17 protein-coding genes are annotated in these 17,456 nt (G+C 63.5%); 12 read left to right on the plus strand and 5 right to left on the minus strand.

Going from position 1 to position 17,456, the window contains the following annotated elements:
• Positions 1–11: 11 nt before the first annotated feature.
• The 8 genes from F561_RS0118815 (at position 12) to F561_RS0118855 (ending at position 9,035) form a co-directional block, all read left to right on the plus strand.
• Positions 12–1,091 (plus strand): ketopantoate reductase family protein, encoded by a 1,080-nt coding sequence (locus tag F561_RS0118815; RefSeq protein ID WP_019011519.1) that lies wholly within the window; start codon positions 12–14, stop codon positions 1,089–1,091.
• Positions 1,088–2,254: a Gfo/Idh/MocA family protein gene (locus F561_RS0118820; protein ID WP_019011520.1), complete on the plus strand. Its 1,167-nt coding sequence runs from the start codon at positions 1,088–1,090 to the stop codon at positions 2,252–2,254. The genes F561_RS0118815 and F561_RS0118820 overlap by 4 nt, the downstream gene beginning before the upstream one ends.
• Positions 2,251–3,900: a DUF885 family protein gene (locus tag F561_RS0118825; protein WP_019011521.1), complete on the plus strand. Its 1,650-nt coding sequence runs from the start codon at positions 2,251–2,253 to the stop codon at positions 3,898–3,900. The genes F561_RS0118820 and F561_RS0118825 overlap by 4 nt, the downstream gene beginning before the upstream one ends.
• The gene (locus F561_RS0118830; RefSeq protein ID WP_019011522.1) at positions 3,897–4,580 is read left to right on the plus strand and encodes an RraA family protein; all 684 of its coding nucleotides are present in this window, start codon (positions 3,897–3,899) and stop codon (positions 4,578–4,580) included. Before F561_RS0118825 ends, F561_RS0118830 begins: the two co-directional genes overlap by 4 nt.
• On the plus strand, positions 4,577–5,359 hold the full coding sequence (locus tag F561_RS0118835) for an SDR family oxidoreductase (protein WP_019011523.1): 783 nt from the start codon (positions 4,577–4,579) through the stop codon (positions 5,357–5,359). Before F561_RS0118830 ends, F561_RS0118835 begins: the two co-directional genes overlap by 4 nt.
• Positions 5,356–6,471, plus strand: coding sequence for an aminopeptidase (locus tag F561_RS0118840; protein ID WP_019011524.1), 1,116 nt, complete (start codon positions 5,356–5,358; stop codon positions 6,469–6,471). The genes F561_RS0118835 and F561_RS0118840 overlap by 4 nt, the downstream gene beginning before the upstream one ends.
• Positions 6,472–7,011: 540 nt before the next feature.
• Positions 7,012–7,341, plus strand: coding sequence for an ArsR/SmtB family transcription factor (locus tag F561_RS0118850; RefSeq protein WP_019011526.1), 330 nt, complete (start codon positions 7,012–7,014; stop codon positions 7,339–7,341).
• Positions 7,338–9,035: a SulP family inorganic anion transporter gene (locus F561_RS0118855; protein ID WP_019011527.1), complete on the plus strand. Its 1,698-nt coding sequence runs from the start codon at positions 7,338–7,340 to the stop codon at positions 9,033–9,035. Before F561_RS0118850 ends, F561_RS0118855 begins: the two co-directional genes overlap by 4 nt.
• Before the next feature lie 216 nt (positions 9,036–9,251).
• On the opposite strand, the gene F561_RS0118860 is transcribed toward F561_RS0118855, so the two are convergent.
• A complete protein-coding gene (locus F561_RS0118860; RefSeq protein WP_019011528.1) occupies positions 9,252–9,500 on the minus strand; it encodes a hypothetical protein in 249 nt (82 codons plus the stop codon).
• A 242-nt stretch (positions 9,501–9,742) separates the two neighbouring features.
• Between F561_RS0118860 and F561_RS0118865 the strand changes: the two genes are divergently transcribed.
• Positions 9,743–11,518 carry a hypothetical protein gene (locus tag F561_RS0118865; RefSeq protein ID WP_026299065.1) on the plus strand — a complete coding sequence of 592 codons (1,776 nt, stop codon included), beginning with the start codon at positions 9,743–9,745 and terminating at the stop codon, positions 11,516–11,518.
• A 110-nt stretch (positions 11,519–11,628) separates the two neighbouring features.
• Positions 11,629–12,024, plus strand: coding sequence for a GlcG/HbpS family heme-binding protein (locus F561_RS0118870; protein WP_019011530.1), 396 nt, complete (start codon positions 11,629–11,631; stop codon positions 12,022–12,024).
• 249 nt (positions 12,025–12,273) lie between these two features.
• Here F561_RS0118870 and F561_RS0118875 read toward each other — a convergent pair whose 3' ends face one another.
• The 3 genes from F561_RS0118875 to F561_RS0118885 form a co-directional block, all read right to left on the minus strand.
• Positions 12,274–12,783: a DinB family protein gene (locus F561_RS0118875; protein WP_019011531.1), complete on the minus strand. Its 510-nt coding sequence runs from the start codon at positions 12,781–12,783 to the stop codon at positions 12,274–12,276.
• A gap of 85 nt (positions 12,784–12,868) precedes the next feature.
• A complete protein-coding gene (locus tag F561_RS0118880; RefSeq protein WP_019011532.1) occupies positions 12,869–13,315 on the minus strand; it encodes a DUF3224 domain-containing protein in 447 nt (148 codons plus the stop codon).
• 6 nt (positions 13,316–13,321) lie between these two features.
• On the minus strand, positions 13,322–13,801 hold the full coding sequence (locus tag F561_RS0118885; protein WP_026299067.1) for a DinB family protein: 480 nt from the start codon (positions 13,799–13,801) through the stop codon (positions 13,322–13,324).
• A gap of 136 nt (positions 13,802–13,937) precedes the next feature.
• Here F561_RS0118885 and F561_RS0118890 point away from each other — a divergent pair, with 136 nt between their 5' ends.
• Complete coding sequence (locus F561_RS0118890; protein ID WP_019011534.1) at positions 13,938–14,933, plus strand: helix-turn-helix transcriptional regulator; 996 nt, start codon at positions 13,938–13,940, stop codon at positions 14,931–14,933.
• Positions 14,934–14,976: 43 nt separating this feature from the next.
• Here the strand turns inward: F561_RS0118890 and F561_RS0118895 are convergent, their stop codons facing one another.
• Positions 14,977–16,119, minus strand: a complete 1,143-nt coding sequence (locus F561_RS0118895) for an alpha/beta fold hydrolase (RefSeq protein WP_019011535.1) — start codon at positions 16,117–16,119, stop codon at positions 14,977–14,979.
• Positions 16,120–16,246: 127 nt separating this feature from the next.
• Between F561_RS0118895 and F561_RS0118900 the strand changes: the two genes are divergently transcribed.
• Positions 16,247–17,407, plus strand: coding sequence for an ABC transporter substrate-binding protein (locus tag F561_RS0118900; protein ID WP_019011536.1), 1,161 nt, complete (start codon positions 16,247–16,249; stop codon positions 17,405–17,407).
• The last annotated feature ends 49 nt before the right edge of the window (positions 17,408–17,456 follow it).

Genomic DNA, 17,456 nt, shown 5'->3' on the forward strand with positions numbered 1-17,456 from the left:
AGGAAACAACCATGAAGATAACCATTATTGGGGCCGGTGCTATCGGCGGCCTCGCGGGGGCCTATATGTCCAAAATGGGCCACGACGTGACCCTGACGGACCGCTGGGCCGAACATATCGACGCCCTCAAGGCCAATGGACTGCGAGTAGACGGCGTTCGCGGCGACCTCCACTTTGAAGTGAAGGCCCTGCACCCGCACGAGCTGACTGGCCCGCTGGAGTGCGTGATGATCGCCACCAAATCGCAGCACAGCCTGGAAGCGCTCGAAAGCGTCCTGCCGCTGTTCGGGCCGGAAACCTTCGTGGTGTCCTATCAGAACGGCTTTAACGAGCCTGATCTGATCGCGCGGCTGGAGCAGGCTGGACTGGGCGGCGCAGAGCGCGTGATGGGCAGCATTCCCAATTACGGCGGCGCGTTGGTCGATCCCGGCCACATCGAATTTGTGCACGAAGGCCCCATCCAGTTGGGTGAAATGACTGGCGAGCGCACCCCGCGCCTGCTGGAACTGGCCCGCTGCCTGGAGGCGCTGACCGAGGTGCAACTCTCGGACAACATCTGGGGCCAGATCTGGGCCAAAGAGGTGTACAGCGCCCAGGTGGTGTTCAGTGCGCTGGTCAACGCGCCCGTGACCGAAAGTCTGGGATCGGAACGCTATGCCCGTGTGGCAGGCGCGGTGGTGCGCGAGGCCCTCGAAATTGCCGAGGCCAACGGCATTCAGGTCGAAGCCTTCGACTTTTTTGACCCGGCCAACTACAAGCCCAATACTCCTGCCGAAACGCAGAAGCTGCTGGACAACATTCAGCACGCCATCTGGCTTCTGAAAAAAGACCAGAAACCGCAGGCCCACAGCTTCAAGAAAAAAGGCAGCGGCATCTGGTGGGACATCGTGTACCGCAACCGCCCCAGCGAGGTGCGCTCCAGCAACGGCAAGCTGATTGCCTTTGGCGAGCGGGTCGGGGCCGATACCCGCCTCAACGCCCGACTCTGCGAGATGATCTACGAAATCGAGGAAGGTCAGCGCGAGCTGGGCTTTCACAACTACGACGAACTGGAGACCTACGTGAACAGCATCGGAAAGGCCCTGCCATGACCTCTTCTTCGAAAAAACTCGGCGTCGGCGTGATCGGCGCACATGCCTGGGCAGAATCGGCCCACCTGCCGGGGTACGCCGCCTATGACCGCGTCGATCTGGTCGCCATCTGCGACAGCGTGCCGGAACGGGCCCACCGACTGGCCCAGATGTTCGGGGCGCGGCGGGTCTACACCGACTACCGCGAGATGCTGCAAGACCCCGATATCGAGATGGTGGATGTCTGCACGCCCACCGACACGCATTTGCCCCTCAGTCTGGCCGCCATCGCCGCAGGCAAACACGTCCTGAGCGAAAAACCGCTGGCCCACGACGCCGCCGACGCCTTCATGGCCGCCCGCAAGGCCCGCGAAGCAGGCGTCCGTACCAAGCTGGGCTTTACTTTCCGCTATTCCCCGGCGATCCGGCAGGTGCAGCGCTGGATTCAGGACGGCACACTGGGCGAGATTTTTCATGTGCATGGCCTCGAACAGAACAGCCAGTTTCTGGATCCCCAGTTTCCGCTGCGGCAGGTCACGGCGGGCGCGGATTTTAATACCCTGATTCCGTCCTCGGTGGTCGGGTACGGCTCGCATCTGCTGGACCTGGTGCGCTGGTGCGTGGGCGAATACAGCAGCGTGATCGGCAGCATGAAAAACTTCGTGCCCGAGCGGGTGGTGCGCGGCTACGGCGAGGGCTTGCAGCGCATTCAGGTCGAGGACGGAACCGTGGCCCTGGCCGAATTTGCCAGCGGAGCGCAGGGCATCTTGCAGACCAGTTACATCGCCATCGGCAATTATCCCGGCGTAGAACTGCGGGTGTACGGCAGCAAGGGGGCGGCGGTGGCCCGCTTGGTCGAGGAAAACGGTGTGGCCGAAACGCTGCGCTTCGCCACGCCCGATCAGGTGGAATTCCGCGACGTACCGCTGCCCGACAGCGCCTATCCTCCCGGCACGACCCTGCATACGCCCTGGCCCGAGCTGTATTACCGCAATCTGGTTCGCCATTTTGTCGATGAGATTCTGGACGGCACGCCCGAGGAATGCACCTTTTACGATGGGGCCAAGAGTCAGGAAGTCGTGAATGCCATCGTGCAATCGAACACCGAGCGCCGCTGGGTCGATCTGCCGCTCTACCCTGAAGAGACGCGGGCGGCTGAGGCTTCTGCGATCAGCACCCTATGAACGAGGCTGCAAGCGGAATTTCTGCGCTGGTAGACGCGTATCTAGAACTCCATGCCCAGTTCCGGCCCGTGGATCTGACCTTCATGGGGCTGCCCGGACACGACCACCGCCTGCCCCCGGCTGGCCCGCAGGTGGCGCAACAGGAGCGCGAAGGCCTACAGGCGTTGCGTGCCGCTCTGGACGCCCTTGATCCGCCCCAGCACGCAGGTGAGCAACTGGACGCCCGTTTGCTGGACGCCCAACTGACACATGCCGCCGCCGAACTGAACCGGGCTTCACGGCTGCTGAATCCGGCGTGGTACACGGGCGAGGCCGCGTTTGGGGTCATCTCCTTGCTGCTGCCCCGGCCCGGAGCAACGCCGGAAGAAGTCCGTACGGCTCTCACGGCCCGCCTGAACGACCTGCCCCGCTTTCTGGATGAAGGGCTGGCCCAACTGCGTTCGGCTCCGCAGATTCCCGCCGACTGGTCTACGCGGGCGGCCACCGAAGCGGCGTCTCTGGCGGGCTTCCTGAAACAGGAACTCTGGCTGCATCCCGCCGCCGATGCCTCAGACGCGGCCCTTTCTAGCGCGGCAGAGCAGGCGACCCAGGCTGCTGAAGCATTCGCGGCAGAGGTGCAGGGGCCGCTGCGGAGTTCCCCAGAGGTATCCACGGCCTGCGGAGAAGCCCATCTGGAACTGCTGATGCGGCGCGTTCACGGCCTGCCTTTTGGACCGCACGAAGCTCTGGCACAGGCCGAGGCCGCTTTCGCCCACCTGACTGCCGAGCTGGAGCAAGACGCCCTGGCCTTCGGCATGAGCTGGCAGAGTGTTCTGGCTGGTCTGGACGCGGTTCGGCCCGACCCCTCCGAGTTGGCCGACACCTACCGCCAGTGGCACCAGCGGGCACTGGAGGCGGCAGACAAGGCCGGATTGGTCACGGGGGCCAGCGACTACGGGCTGGACTTCCGGCCCATGCCCGACTGGGCGCGGCAGGTCTCGCGTGACCTGTATTTCCTGTTTTACCGTTCGCCCGCTGCGGCCCGTGCGGGTGAAGGCAGCGTGTACTGGGTGGTGGAGGACGGTACGCCCCCCAGCGTCAGCTTTATCAAGCTGGTGCATGCCGTCCATCACGGTTCGGTGGGCCACCACACCCAGAATGCGCGGGCGCGGCAATCCCCGTCCCGGCTGGCCCGCCTGGGCGGCACGGACAGCGCACTGGGCCTCACCTTTCTGAGTTCGGGCACGGCGGTAGAAGGCTGGGCCTGCTACGCCGAAGACCTGTTGCTGGAAGCCGAGGGCTTTTATACGCCCGAAGAGGGACTCCTGCTCAAGAGCTTCGAGCGGCGTAATGCGGCCTGCTGCATCGCGGACATCAAACTGCATCTGGGCCAGTGGACTCTGGAGCAGATGCGGGCCTTTTACCGCGACGAGGTGGGCTTTCCCGAAGCGCGGGTCTGGGCCGAAAGCACCCGCAACAGCATGTTGCCCGCCACCCGCCTGATGTACTGGCTGGGCACCCAGCAGATTCGCCGTCTCCGCGCGGCTTCTGCGCTGCCCCCCCGAGAATTTCACGATCAATTACTGGCCCACGGCCACGCGCCCCTGCACTGGCTGAGCGTTCCGCAGCCTGCCGCCCCACTTCAATCCCCCTCAGGAGCCTCATGACCTTCAGCGCCGATGAACGCCGCGACCTGCGGCAACGTTACCTTCAAGTCGATACCGCCAACGTGGCCGACGTTCTGGATCAACTCGGGCACACCGAATACGGCCTCAGCTCCGAGTTCTGGCCTATCCGGGAGCGCCTTGAAAAAATGGGCGGCTGGGCCTACACCATTCGCGGCCAGATGACCCCCTATCCGGGCACGGGCGACCCCAAGAAAATGGAAGCGGTCAGCGGCATCGGCCCCGATGAACTGAGCGTCTGGAGCGGCGGCGGAGCCACGGGCATCTGCTTTTTTGGCGAGCTGATTGCGCGGGGAATGCAGCACCGGGGCAGCGTGGGCGCGTTGGTCGACGGCGGCATCCGCGACATCGAATGGCTGGCCCGCATGAATTACCCGGTGTTTGCCCGCTACCGCACGCCCGTTCAGTCGATTGGGCGCTGGCAGGTCAACGCCTGGCAGATTCCGGTGTACCTGCCCGGAGCCACCAGCGAGCGCGTGATGGTGCGCCCCGGTGACTTTATTCTGGCCGACTTTGATGGGGCTATGGTCATTCCGGCAGAGCTGGTTTTGGAGGTGCTGGAGCAGGCCGAGGCCCTCACTGCACAGGAACAGCGCATCCGCGAAGACCTTGATCAGGGGGCGACCCTGCCGGAAGTGCTCGCCAAGTACGGGCACGTATGAATCTTTTTCCAGATTCGACCCCCGCCCTGGTTACAGCGGCCAGCAGCGGCCTGGGCTACGCCACAGCGCTGGAACTGGCCCGCGAGGGAGCGCGTGTGGCGCTGTGTTCGCGTGATCTGGAGCGGGCACAGGCCGCCGCCCAGCGCATAGAAGCCGAAACAGGACGGCCTGTACTGGCCCTGCAAGCCGATGTGCGCGAGGCGGCGGCGTGCCGCGATGTGGTGCAGCAGGCCGCCGAGGCATTGGGAGGGCTGGGCATCCTGGTCTGCAATGCAGGCGGCCCGCCCCCCGGTGGCTTCGAGAAATTTGACGACGACGCCTGGGAATCGGCCTTCCAACTCACGCTGATGAGCACCGTGCGCCTGACCCGCGCGGCGTTGCCCCATCTGCGCCAAAATGGGGGCCGGGTGCTGACCATCGTCAGTTCCAGCGTCCGGCGGCCCCTGCCCAACCTGACCCTTTCCAACGTGTTCCGGCCCGCTGTGCACGGCCTGATGAAATCGCTGAGCATCGAACTTGCGCCGCAGGTGGCCGTGAACTGTATCGCGCCGGGGCGGGTGCTGACCGAGCGCATTCAGGAACTGGACGAAGCCCGCGCCGCCCGCGAAGGCCGCTCCTGGCAGGAGGTGCGTACCCAGACCGAGCAGGAAGTGCCGCTGGGCCGACTGGGTGAGCCTGCCGAATTCGGGCGGGTGGCCGCTTTCCTGTGCTCTTCGGCTGCGTCCTACGTGACCGGAAGTACGCTGCTGGTCGATGGAGGAGCCGTGACCAACCTATGACCCCCTTTTCGTCTGAACCCAACCCGTCGGCCTACGATCCCGAAAAACACGCCGCCCTGATGGTGGATTACTGTATTTCTGCCCAGCCCGGAGAACGGGTGCTGGTGGCTTCCACCACGCTGGCCCTGCCTCTGGTGGAGGCCATTCACCGCACGCTGCTGATGCGTGGGGCGCGGCCTGTGCTGCGGCTGGAATACCCCAGTCAGCAGGAAGATTTTCTGCGTCTGGCCTCGGATGACCTGTTGGATACCCTGCACGCCGCTGATCTGGCCGATATAGAAAGCGTGCAGGCCAGCATCCGAATTCTGACGCCGCAACATCCCTCCGGCGCTTCTGACCCGGCCCGGCAGGCGCGGTCTACCCGCACCCTTGGCCCGGTGGCTTCGGCGCGTGCTCAGCGGCGCTGGACACTGACCCTGTTTCCCACCCCTCAGGGAGCTGAAATGGCGGGGCTTTCGCAGGCCGACTACGAGGCCTTCGTTGCCAGCGCCCTGTTCCTGGATCGCCCTGACCCAGTGGCGGCGTGGGGCGAAATTCGTACCCGGCAGGCCCGCCTGATCGAGCGCCTGAGTCGTGCAGACGAGGTGCGGATTCTGGCCCCCGAAACAGACCTGCGCATGAGCGTCAAGGGCCGGGGTTGGGTCAACAGCGATGGAAAACGCAACATGCCCAGCGGCGAGGTATTTACCGGGGCGATTGAGGACAGCGTGGAGGGCCATATTCTGTACGATCTGCCCACCACCTTTCAGGGCCGCCGGGTCAGCGGCATTCGCCTGCGCTTCGAGCAGGGCAAGGTTGTGGAAGCCCACGCCGAAGAGGGAAACGACGCCCTGCAAGCGGCCCTTGCCACCGACGACGGCGCACGTTTTGTGGGAGAACTGGGCATCGGCACCAATGACGGCATCCAGTTGCCCAGCATGAACATCCTGTTCGATGAAAAAATCGGGGGCACCGTCCATCTGGCCCTGGGCAAAAGCTACCCGGAAACCGGGGGCACCAACCATTCTGCCCTGCACTGGGACATGATCCGTGACCTGCGCCCCGGCGGTCAAATTCTGCTGGACGGGGAAGTCTTCCAGCAAGACGGCGTTTTCGTTGGAGAGCCTGGCTGAATTCCGTGATGTTCCTGGGAAGGGCTGCTGTTTTTGCCTCCCCTGGGGCCGCCCGAGCATCTCCTTAATCGCCCTCAGGTGATCCGAGTGGAGCGAGCAAGGAAGAAAAGATGTTCTGACGAGAGGACAGGGATGCAGAGCCAGGTGTAGATCCGAGGAACAGCAGCAAAACCGACTCAGAAGCCCACTGGCCCTGAGTCGGTTTTGCGTACACCCGGTTGTTGGGCGTGGCCTGCACCGCCGGATTGGCATGGGCGTGCCCGTAAGGAACAAGTTGAATCAGCAGAAACAGCCCAATTAGGCCGAGGAAAATGCGCGGAACAAGCAGGATGAGGCGTGATTGACTGGGCACTATTAATCTCCTGATAGATAGCAGTTCTTCTATGAATTCGGCTGGAATTCAGCTCTGAGTCGGTGGGCAGAGTGATCCGTTCGACCTGCTTCAGCGAGGACTTTCTGGCTCTGCACGCGCTGGCCTCCGCACCCTCTCCTGCATCCTATCTCTCAAACATTAGACTATTCATATATTATATTCTTCTTATGAAGCAGAGCATTCACCGCTACAAAGCTAGCCTCTTCAAGAGTCTTGCCCACCCTCTGCGTCTGGCGATCCTTGATGCTCTGCGGGAAGGCGAAAAAACAGTCACGCAGCTTCAGGAACTCACTGGAGGCGAGCAGGCCACCATCAGCCAGCACCTCGCCGTGTTGCGCGTCCACCACTTCATCACTTTCCGCAAGGAAGGCACGCTTGCCTACTACCGCAATGAAGATGCTGAGGTGTACATCTTTCTCGACCTGGGTCGCCAGCTGTACGAGCGCCAACTCAACCGCCACCGGCAGGAAATCGACGCGCAGGTGATGGGGCGGTGAGCACCCCCGGGCAAGCCACGCCCGTTTCCCCCTGGAGTGTCCTCAATCCCATTCCCGCCTGGAAGACCGAATTTGGGGGCTACACCCGCCCCCGCTTTCTGCAAGACCTCCTTGCTGGTGTCACTGTCGGGATCGTCGCCCTGCCCCTGGCCCTCGCGTTCGGCGTCACCAGTGGCGCGGGGGCTGCTGCTGGCCTGATCACGGCCATCATCGCGGGGCTGGTCGCCAGTGCCTTCGGTGGCAGCCGTTTCCAGATCACTGGTCCTACCGGGGCAATGACGGTTGTTCTGCTGCCCATCATTGCCCAGTACGGGCTGTCCCAGGTGTTCGTGATCGGCATGATGGCCGGGGGCCTGCTGATTCTCGCCAGCCTGCTTCGCCTGGGCCGCGCCGTCCACCTGATCCCCTGGCCCGTCATCACCGGGTTTACCAACGGCATCGCCATCATCATCGCTCTGCAACAGCTTCCTGCCATGCTGGGCCTCGCCGCCCCCAGAGGAGAAGGCATTCTGCCGACCTCTTTCGAGGTCCTGCGCACGTACCTGAATGCCCCACAACTGGCCCCGCTTGCACTCACGGCAGCCACCGCCGCCATCATGTTGCTGTGGCCGCGCGTCACCACCCGCATTCCCGGCGGAATCGTGGCTCTGCTGCTGGTGACCGGGATCAGTCTGGCCCTGCCTCTCGGTGTGCCGCGCATCGGCGTCATTCCGGCGGGGCTGCCCCTGCCTCATCTGCCTGCGTTCGACCTCGCCACCGTCCCGGCCCTGTTCAGCGCTGCCGTGGCGGTGGCGATTCTGGCCGGTCTCGAAAGCCTGCTCTCAGCGGTGGTGGCCGACGGCATGACCCGTGGCGTGCGGCATACCCCTGACCGGGAACTGTTCGGTCAGGGGCTGGCAAACCTGATTGTGCCCCTGTTCGGCGGTATTCCCGCCACTGGGGCCATCGCCCGCACTGCCGTCGGGGTACGTAGCGGCGGACAGACCCGCCTGACCGGCATCATTCACGCCCTGTTCCTGCTCCTGGTCGTACTTCTGCTGGGCCGTGCAGCCGCCCTGGTGCCGCTGAGCGTCCTGGCGGGGATTTTGCTCGTCACGGCTCTCCGTATGTTTGAAACCCATGCTTGGCAGGCCCTGCGCCGATCCACCCGCAGCGACTTTTTCACCATGCTCGCCACGCTGGTCGTCACGGTTGCCTTCGACCTGATTCTCGCCATCGAGGTGGGTCTGGCCCTGGCAGGCGTGCTGTTCATTCAGCGCATGATCCGCAGCCTGCATGTAGAGGAAATGGACATCACAGAGAGCGCTCCCAGTGACGCCGACCTGGCGCTGCTGCGTTCGCGGGTGTTGGCATACCGGGTCGAAGGGCCGCTGTTTTTCGGCGTGGCGGGCCGCTTTCTGGAGAATCTGACCGCCAATCAGGATGTAGATGTGGTGATTCTGCGCCTGCGACGTGTGCATCACCTGGACGCGAGTGGTGCCCAGGCCCTTGACGGTATCCACCGGGAACTCCAGTCATGCGGCATCACGTTGCTGCTCAGCGGCGTACAGCCCCAACCGCTGGCCCTGCTGACCCGCATGGAGTTGCTCGAAACCCTCACCACCGACCGGCATCACCTGTTCGAGACGACGCCACAGGCCATCGAGCACGCCTGGTCACACGTGCGGCGGCGTGTGCAGAGAGCAGGTATATGACACGGCGCAGGAGGCGTTCTGCTTCACCTCGCTGCTGCTGAGCACTGCCGCTGATGTGAACGGTGCGCGGCTGTAGCCTGAGCATGAAGCGACTCTGGTTTTGTAGGGCAATGACCCCTGATCTGTGGCGGGCATCCCTTCAGCAGAATTTGACGGCCCAGCAGCCGCCGAGCGCGTCTTAAAGTTCTTTTCCTGCGAGCCTGTCCCGGTTACGGGTTAAATTTTGCGCTTCAAGCGTGCTTTGACGCGGTCCATAAAACTGGGTTGAGGGGCAGGAGGGGCGGGCACGGGTGCAGCCTTCGGGAGACCCGGCAACTTGAGGTCTGCCAGTTCATCGACGGCGTCCCACTCCTGCACGTCGGCTTCGAGGTCGTCGGGAACGTCTACCGCGTCCCATTCCTTCGGCTGAGAGGCGTGGCGGCCATACCGAGAGGTCGGAGAAGAGTTGGAATCGCCAGAAGCCATGTCCTAGGGTAACGTCCCGGACGCCAGAGTCCCGAGGAAATCCTCACACCCACGGTCTGACGGCAGGGTCAGGAGCGAAAACTCTTGGTATAGGCAGTGCTCCTCCTGGAGCGACTGTCTAGAAGTGCCCTCATGGGTGGAAGCTCATCTGTTTCTGGGGTAGCCCTCTGCTTAAAGGTTCCCTGAAGAACAAGCGTCTCAGGCGCAGACAGCTCTCTGAGGCCTCGGTCATACTGTGCCGCGTGCCGTTCTCCCGTCCCCTCCGTACCCTGATGTTGTGTGCTCTGCTGTCTACACCCGTTTTGGCCGCCACAAACGCAGAATTGTTGATCTCTCCGACGGGCCAGATCACCCAGGCGGGACGCAGCGTTCAACTCCGGACTCCTCCGCAGTTCATCGGAACCACCCTGCTGTTGCCTCTGCGTGAAACGGCGGCCCTGCTGGGACGGCCCGTGCAGAACAGCGGAACCCTTATCCAGGTGGGCCGCCTGGTGGTTCAGACCAGCAACCGCACCATGACCATCGACGATGTGCCGTATGCCGGTGAACTGGTGCTGACTGCGGGCGGAGATCCCCTTGTGGAAGCGCGTCTGCTGGCCTACGCGTTAGACGGCCAACTGGTCGCCCGGCCCGGCGGAATCCTGTCGATCACGGCGCTCCCCAGCGACGCGCTGACGGCCCCCAGCACGCCAGTGGCCGTGACCCCCCCAGGCAGTTCGCCTGCCGCTCCTGCCACCTCCCCTGCTGCGCCGCAACCGGCGGTTTCCGGGTTGCCCGAAGCGCGTTTTGCAACCAACAAAACCATCTATGCGCCGGGCGAACGCGTCACCTACACCGACTTTTCCTTTGATCCAGAGGGCCTGAACCTGTCGCGCCACTGGGAAGGCATGAACGAGGTGTTCTTTACTCCCGGCGAATACCGCGTGACTCTGGTGGTCACGAACAGCAAGGGCCGCGTCAGTGCGCCCTCCTCGCGCGTCATCCGCGTGCAGGGGGCAACCGTCAACACGCCGCTTTCTTACGCCCTGCGGAACACGCCTCTCGGCTCGACGTTTCGCGATCCACTCAATCCGGCCTACCCGGCCCTGACCCCCGTCACGCAGTCCGGCGCTTCTTTCCCGCTGCTGTTCAGCGATTCCCCGGAGGCACCCAAACAGAGCGGCACCCTGTACCGAGACCGCGCCTCCGGACGGGTGCGCGTGGTGGCCTATCACCTGAACCGTCTAGCCAAGCCTGCGCGGCTGTATGTGCTTGCGCGGCCCCGCAGCGCAGGAACGTCGGTGCAGGTGCTCCGTGGAGGAAGCGCGGGCGGCACAAGCGTGGAGAGCGTGCTGGGGCAGGTCAGCGTGCTGGATTTCCTGACCGATAACGGCAGTTCCCGCCAGGAATTGCAGGCCCAGGGAAGTACTCCCCTGTACACCAGCCCACTTCTGGCTCCAGAACAGGGTGCCAAGGTGTTGATGGATCTGCAAATCAATGGAGAGGCGGAACTGAGCGTGGTCATGCTGGAAGAGGGGCGGCCCCTGACCGAGGAGACCCTGCGGACGCTGCCACTTTTGCCGCCAGATGCCCAACATCAACGCGGCACGTTTCCTGGAGCGGTGCGGAGCCTGAATGTGCGTCTGGGAGCCTCGCCTGTCCGGGTCATGCTGGGAGACAGCACCACCGACCCGGCCCTCAGCGGGATAGACGCCACCACTGGAGCGCCGCAACGCCTGAACGGAAATTACGGTGTGCAGTACGACATCACGGTGGAAAACACCGTTCCTGGCAGCAGCACTGTGGTCAGCTTTGTACCGCGTGCGGGGCCTTACCGGGGCGGCCTCACCGTGGAAGACGGACAGGACCGCCAGATCATCAGAATTCCGGGTTCCGGCGTCCTGACCAATGGCGACCTTCCGCTGATGCTGTGGCGCACACCCTCGAAGACCTTCCGGATGTCGTTCATTCCGACAGGGGGTTCCTTTCTGCCCGTGGCCCTGGTGTTCTATCCGAACGTTGGGGCGGTCAGTCCCTGATCTGTTGCTGAAGACCCCATGAAGACCAGCAGGACACCGGGCGGCCAGAGCAGGTTCGTTCTGCAGCACGGCCCGCGTATGCTGAGCGCAGGAAAACCACAAGGAGACCCATGTTGAATCTCGAAGACGCCCGCAGAATTATTCAGGCCGCCGAACAGAAAGCCGTAGAGATCGGTCAGCCGATGAACATTGCCGTGGCCGACAGCGGCGGCAATCTGATCGCCCACGTCCGGATGGACGGTGCCTGGATTGGCAGCATCGACATTTCCATCAAGAAGGCGTATACCTCACGGGCCTTCGACATTTCGACCAAAGACCTCGCGGGCGAAAGCCAGTCGGGCGGGCAATTCTTCGGCATCAACGCGTCCAACGACGGACGGATCATGATTTTTGCGGGCGGCATTCCGCTGAAGCGGGACGGCCAAGTCATCGGGGCGATTGGCGTCAGCGGCGGTTCGGGCGAACAGGATCACGCCGTTGCCGAAGCGGGAGCGGCAGCCGTTTAGAGCGTCCGCTCTGGGTGAAGAGCCGTCTGATACCGACTCTGCCTTATCACCGCACACGTTCCTGAGACATAGCCACGAACCACGCGTCTACCTCGCAGAACGGAAGGAGTGGCGTCCTTGTGGGCGTCCGTTCACGACGATACGCCCCTGTCTGGTACAACCTGTAGAACTGCCACACAGAACTTTGCAAGCCGGATGGAATCCCAAAAACTAGGGGATTCCATCCGGCTTCGCATTGCTGGCTCTTCCCTACTCGCGCCAGATGGCCCAGTGGTTCTCCAGTTCATCCATCTGCTCGCGCGTGTGGCCCCCCAGACGCAGCAGACTCATGATCTGTCCCCGGTGGTGACTGTCGTGTACCACTGTATGCATCAGGAAATGCGCTGGATTCGACTGATAGGTGCCCTCGTTCCAGGGGTCTGCAAAGGGCTGGTTGTTCTCCAGCGCGTCATGGACGGCGAGCAGCACGGCCTCGTCGCTGAGGGTGAAGGCCTCTCCCAGATCTGCCGGATCGTGGCCCTCCCAGCGCCACACAGGTTGGCCCTCGACCAGCCTGAACAGAGGCTCGACGTGCGCTGGAGAGATGTTGGAGAGCCAGTCTGCGCGGAAACCGGCCATATGCGTCAGGTGTTTGCCGACTGTCCACCCACCCCGGCCATCGCTCAGGCCGAAATCGTCGGGGGTCAGGGCAGCCAGGAGGACTGCGTTCACGCGGGCATTGCGCCGGAAGGTTTCGAGCGGCAGGGTCAGGTCGGGCATACATTTATTCTCCATGAGAGGAAGTGCGGAATAGTGAGGCAATCGGTCCGAATCCGCGCAGGTTTCTGGCTCCCAAGTACAGAGGTCAGGCCAGAGAGTCCGGAAGGGTATAGGTCAGGGTGTAGTGGTGTTGCCCATCCTCGACAACCAGTTCAAGGTGCCCGGTCAGTCCCACAAGCTCACCCGCCGCAGAATCAGGCACGATGCGGTAATCGAGAGTCTGGTGACCGCCGTGCTGCACGCCCAGATGACAGAAGACGAACGTGCCGCTGCGGCCCTGCAAGACGGCGGTGACGCCCTCCAGGGCCACGTATGCGCCCGAACCCAGCTCCGTATTCAGGCTGGAGAGCATCTCGACGGTGCTGTGCCCACTCAGGTCGCCGCTCCAGACCTTGTGCAGCAACGTGCGCCCGATCCCGTACACTTCTGGGCTGGCCGAATCCGGCTGAACTGAATCTGGCTGAAGTGGGGCTGATTGCACCGCAGCCGGAACGCGGGTGACGGTGAACAGGCCGCTGGCAATCTGTGGCACTGACGATCACCGCTCGTAGAAGGCGGGAGGTTCGATCCCCAGGGCGCGGAGGTACACGTAGCCCTGAGCGCGGTGGTGGATTTCGTTGTCTATGTTGTAGATGGCCGCGACCCAGCCCGTCATCTCTCCCCAGGGCAACTGATGGGTGTCCGTAAAAAAAGCCGGATTCGCACCGGGTGCCTCGGCGGCAATGCGCTCGCTCAGGGCGTCCCAGGCGCTGAGCAGTTCGTCCCTGCTGCGGAGAGCGGCGGCCCAGTCCGGCTCGTTCCATTGACCACCCTTGAGACCGCCGAGGGTCATCTCGCTGACCAGATGAATCTCGTTGGCGAGCATGCCAAAGGGGCGCATGGGCGGCGCGGCGGTAAAGGTAAAGAGCTGGTCTTCCGGAAAAGCCTCGATCACGCGGCGGGTCAGGGCGCGGTGGCCCTGCCAGTGGGTCACGAAATCTTCCAGCGACAGAATGGACGGACGGGTAGCAGTCGTCATCATTGAACCTCCTTGAGTGAACAGCATGTGGTTGAATCTGTTGCCAGCGTAATCCTGATTCCCGACAGGACGTGTCGCCTATTGCCGGGGCTGCCTCCGTCCCCCACCGCCCGACCTGCCCGGCTACACTCAGGGTATGTACGATCCGTCCATGCGTGTCCTGACCGTACTGGAACTCCTGCAATCGCGTGAGGAGGTCAGCGGCGCAGAGTTGGCCCGCCGCCTGGAGGTCAGCCCACGTACCGTGCAGCGCTATATCGCGCGGTTGCAGGATCTGGGCATTCCGGTGGAGGGCCGCCGGGGGGTGGGCGGGGCCTACCGCCTGAAGCCCGGATTCCGTCTGCCTCCCCTGATGTTTACGCCGGAGGAAGCGCTGGCCGCCGCGCTGGGCCTCAGAACCCTGCGGCATCTGGGCCTGCACGCTCTGGCCCCCGCTGCCGAGGCCGCAGGCGCGAAACTGGCCCGCAGCCTGCCCACTGCCCTCAAAACGGACATAGAAGCCCTGGAGCAGGGCGTTCAACTGTACGCTTCACCGTGGGTGGTCAGCACCGACGCGCAACTGCTGGCAACGTTGCTGCGGGCGGTGCGCCATACCCGCCGGGTGGCCTTCCAGTACGCCCCGCCCGCCGCTCCCTCCACTTCCCGGCAGGCAGACGTGTACCGCGTGGTCCACCTGGATGGCCGCTGGTACGCCGTGGGCCTCTGTCATCTGCGTGCCGGGCTGCGCTCCTTTCGGCTGGACCGCATGAGTGAATTGCAGGTGCTGGGCGACCCGTTTACGCCGCCCCCCGGATTCGATGCTGCCGCGTATCTGCGTTCTACCATGCATTCCCCACCTCCCACATTCGGGGTCAGCGTGTGGCTGGACTGCCCCATCGAGAATCTGCGGGGGCGCGTCTCGGTGTGGGCCACCGAGCTGAGTGCGGAGGGCAGCGGCACTCGCCTGTGTGCCCAGCGCGAGGATCTGACCAGTTTCGCGGCATTTCTACTGGGTCTGGGCTGCGCTTTCCGGATAGACAGTCCGCCAGAACTGCACGCAAAATTCCGGGTGCTGGCAGAGCGCTGCGCGGCGCAGCTCCAGGCCTATGGCGGCGAGCCTGAGCCACTGCCTGTACCAGCCGCAACCCCCTGAAGGCTTTAAAGGCACAGTGGAGGGCGGGAGGCACGGCGCTCTGTCAGGGATTCAGTCGAGTGGCGCTGATTCCTCTGCTTGCCAGATCAGGTCCGGATGTCTGATCGTGGAGCAGCTCGCGGAGGGCGTCGGCAAAAGGCAGGGTGTCCTGCACGCATCCCAGATGCCCACAGGCCGAGGGATATTCCAGATGGCGGTGGGAGACCTCGGCAGCCTGACTGGTCTGGGCAAACGTCCGCATCTCGGCAGCCGGAAAAAACTGGTCCCCGCTGATATTCACGGTGAGCAGCCGGAGGCCCGAGTTCTTCCAGCGGGCAAACAGGTCCTGGGTCTGTTCGGGAAGCCCGTGGGTCTGAACCACCCGTGCAATATCGAGAATATGCGGCAGACTGGCGGTCTGGGCACGGGTGCGGAGGTAGGCATCGAAATCGGTGTGCGCGAAGAGGTGATGCAGTCCGTCGGCCCCCAGACCGAAAAATGAGATCAGGCGAAGTGCCGCGTCCAACCCGCCCGTCGGGACAATCTCACGCATGAGCGGGCCGAAGACCCCCCGCAGCGCCACTCCCGACTGCGGGCTGGCCGCCACCACTGCCACCCGCTGGGCCAGTTCCGGGGTGCGGGCCGCCCACTGAAGGGCCTGCATTCCCCCAAAACTGGGGCCGATCACGGCGTGCCAGCGTGGTACGGCCAGAGCGTGCATCAGGTCCAGTTGCAGGGCATGCAGATCGGCAAAATCCCAGGCGGGAAAGCGTTCTCCCCAGGGCGTGCCGTCGGGGTGCAGGGTGTCTGGTCCGGTCGTGACGACCCCGTCTTCGTGGGCCTGCACATTGGAAAGGGTGTTCATGCAGACCACGAAAAACCGGTCAGTGTCCACGGCTTCACCCGGCCCGATCAGGGTTGACCACCAGCCCAGCGTGTCGTCAGGCAAGCGGCCTGCCGCACGCATCGTACCGGTGTAGTAGTGACACACCAGCACGGCGTTGTCGTGCGCCGCATTCAGAGTTCCCCAGGACTGCCAGCCGAGGCGCACGGCAACTGGTGTTGCTGCCTTCCCCAGGAGGGCGGTTCTCTCCAGTACACCTGACTGAACCTCTCCTGCCTGAACAGCTTCCGGCTGGGCAGCGCCGGACGCTTCCTGCCCGCCCAGCTGCCCGCTGTCCGCGCCCTCACCCTCATTGTTTCGCATCTGGTTCAGGGTAGCCGCCGGGTGTTACGGAGCAGTCACACTGCCCGGTGATCGTGGCTGGGTCATCCTGCCTCTGGGGACGGGTGTAACGGATCCGTGACGCCGTCCCTCTACACTGCATCCGAACATGAAAAAGATGCTTTTGACGGGCTTGATGCTCGCGCTGTCCGGCGCGGGTGCGGTGAAGGTCGGCGTGCTGCTTCCTCTCAGTGGGGCAGGCAGCGTTTCTGGACAGGCGGCCCGCAGCGGTTACCTGCTTGCGCTCGACGAGATCAACCGGGCAGGCGGCGTGCTGGGCAAACCCCTGGAACTCGAATTTGGCGATGACGGGAGCGCTCCGGCCAAGGCAGTACCGGAGTTCGTCAAGCTGGTCACGGTGGACAAGGTGGACTTCATGGCGGGCGGCGTCAGCAGCGCCACGTCCATCGCCATCAGCGGCCCGGCCAAGCAGTACAACACCTTCATGGCCTGGATCGGAGCGGCGGCAGTTCCTGTCGAGGACGCTTTTGCCGACCACAAGTATTTCTTTCATTACCATCCCTGGGCCTACTACAACTTCGAGGCCATCCTGGGTTACTTCAAGACCCTCAAAACGCAGCGCAAGGCCAAGAACATCGCCATCGCCTATGAGGACGGTCCCTTCGGCAGCGCCGGAATAGACGCCACCATCTCCGCGTTCAAGAAAGCCGGATTTAATGTGGTCATGGCCGAAAAATTCAAGACGGGCAGCGGCAATTTCGGGCCACTGGTCAGCAAGGCCAAGGCCGCCAAACCCGATATTCTGTACTGGATCGGCTACGACACCGACGCCCTGCCGCTGGCGACCGAGGTCAAGCAGCAGAACCTGCAACTGGGCCTGCTGTACGGCACGCCGCCGAGCTGGCCCGTGGGATTCGAGAAGAACAAGCTGTCGGACAACGTGGCGGGCCTGAGCCTGTGGCTCCCCAGCAGCCCGCAGCCCGAGAGCCGTAAATTCGTGGCCGCCTACAAGAAGAAATTCGGCACCACCACCGAGGAGTATTTTGCACCGCTGGCCTATGTCAACCTCAAATCGCTGGCCGCCTCGATCAATGCGGCAGGCAGCACCGACAAAGATAAAGTGGCCGCCGAACTCGCCAAAACCAACATGCCCACACCCTTTGGGCCTCTGACCTTCAGCAAAAGCCTGAAAACCCAGTACCAGGGGTTCAAGTCGGGCAACTGGCTGCACTTCCAGTTTCTCGGAGATGCCCGCGTACCTGTCTACCCGATCCGCTTTGCGCAGAAGCCGATGGTGTGGGGCAAATAGCAGGCCCGACTTGAAGCCGGAAACAGGCCAGAACTAGGAAAATGGGGCC

This window comes from Deinococcus aquatilis DSM 23025 (assembly GCF_000378445.1).
In the GTDB taxonomy this organism is placed as follows: Bacteria; Deinococcota; Deinococci; order Deinococcales; family Deinococcaceae; genus Deinococcus; species Deinococcus aquatilis.

What these genes read in the sequence shown, in the direction of transcription:
- F561_RS0118825 (WP_019011521.1), top strand. Translation starts at nt 2,251, where the DNA reads ATGAACGAGGCTGCAAGCGGAATTTCTGCGCTGGTAGACGCGTATCTA.
- F561_RS0118895 (WP_019011535.1), bottom strand. Translation starts at nt 16,119, where the DNA reads ATGCGAAACAATGAGGGTGAGGGCGCGGACAGCGGGCAGCTGGGCGGG.
- F561_RS0118830 (WP_019011522.1), top strand. Translation starts at nt 3,897, where the DNA reads ATGACCTTCAGCGCCGATGAACGCCGCGACCTGCGGCAACGTTACCTT.
- F561_RS0118820 (WP_019011520.1), top strand. Translation starts at nt 1,088, where the DNA reads ATGACCTCTTCTTCGAAAAAACTCGGCGTCGGCGTGATCGGCGCACAT.
- F561_RS0118900 (WP_019011536.1), top strand. Translation starts at nt 16,247, where the DNA reads ATGAAAAAGATGCTTTTGACGGGCTTGATGCTCGCGCTGTCCGGCGCG.
- F561_RS0118815 (WP_019011519.1), top strand. Translation starts at nt 12, where the DNA reads ATGAAGATAACCATTATTGGGGCCGGTGCTATCGGCGGCCTCGCGGGG.
- F561_RS0118835 (WP_019011523.1), top strand. Translation starts at nt 4,577, where the DNA reads ATGAATCTTTTTCCAGATTCGACCCCCGCCCTGGTTACAGCGGCCAGC.
- F561_RS0118890 (WP_019011534.1), top strand. Translation starts at nt 13,938, where the DNA reads ATGTACGATCCGTCCATGCGTGTCCTGACCGTACTGGAACTCCTGCAA.
- F561_RS0118840 (WP_019011524.1), top strand. Translation starts at nt 5,356, where the DNA reads ATGACCCCCTTTTCGTCTGAACCCAACCCGTCGGCCTACGATCCCGAA.
- F561_RS0118875 (WP_019011531.1), bottom strand. Translation starts at nt 12,783, where the DNA reads ATGCCCGACCTGACCCTGCCGCTCGAAACCTTCCGGCGCAATGCCCGC.
- F561_RS0118850 (WP_019011526.1), top strand. Translation starts at nt 7,012, where the DNA reads ATGAAGCAGAGCATTCACCGCTACAAAGCTAGCCTCTTCAAGAGTCTT.
- F561_RS0118885 (WP_026299067.1), bottom strand. Translation starts at nt 13,801, where the DNA reads ATGACGACTGCTACCCGTCCGTCCATTCTGTCGCTGGAAGATTTCGTG.
- F561_RS0118870 (WP_019011530.1), top strand. Translation starts at nt 11,629, where the DNA reads ATGTTGAATCTCGAAGACGCCCGCAGAATTATTCAGGCCGCCGAACAG.
- F561_RS0118860 (WP_019011528.1), bottom strand. Translation starts at nt 9,500, where the DNA reads ATGGCTTCTGGCGATTCCAACTCTTCTCCGACCTCTCGGTATGGCCGC.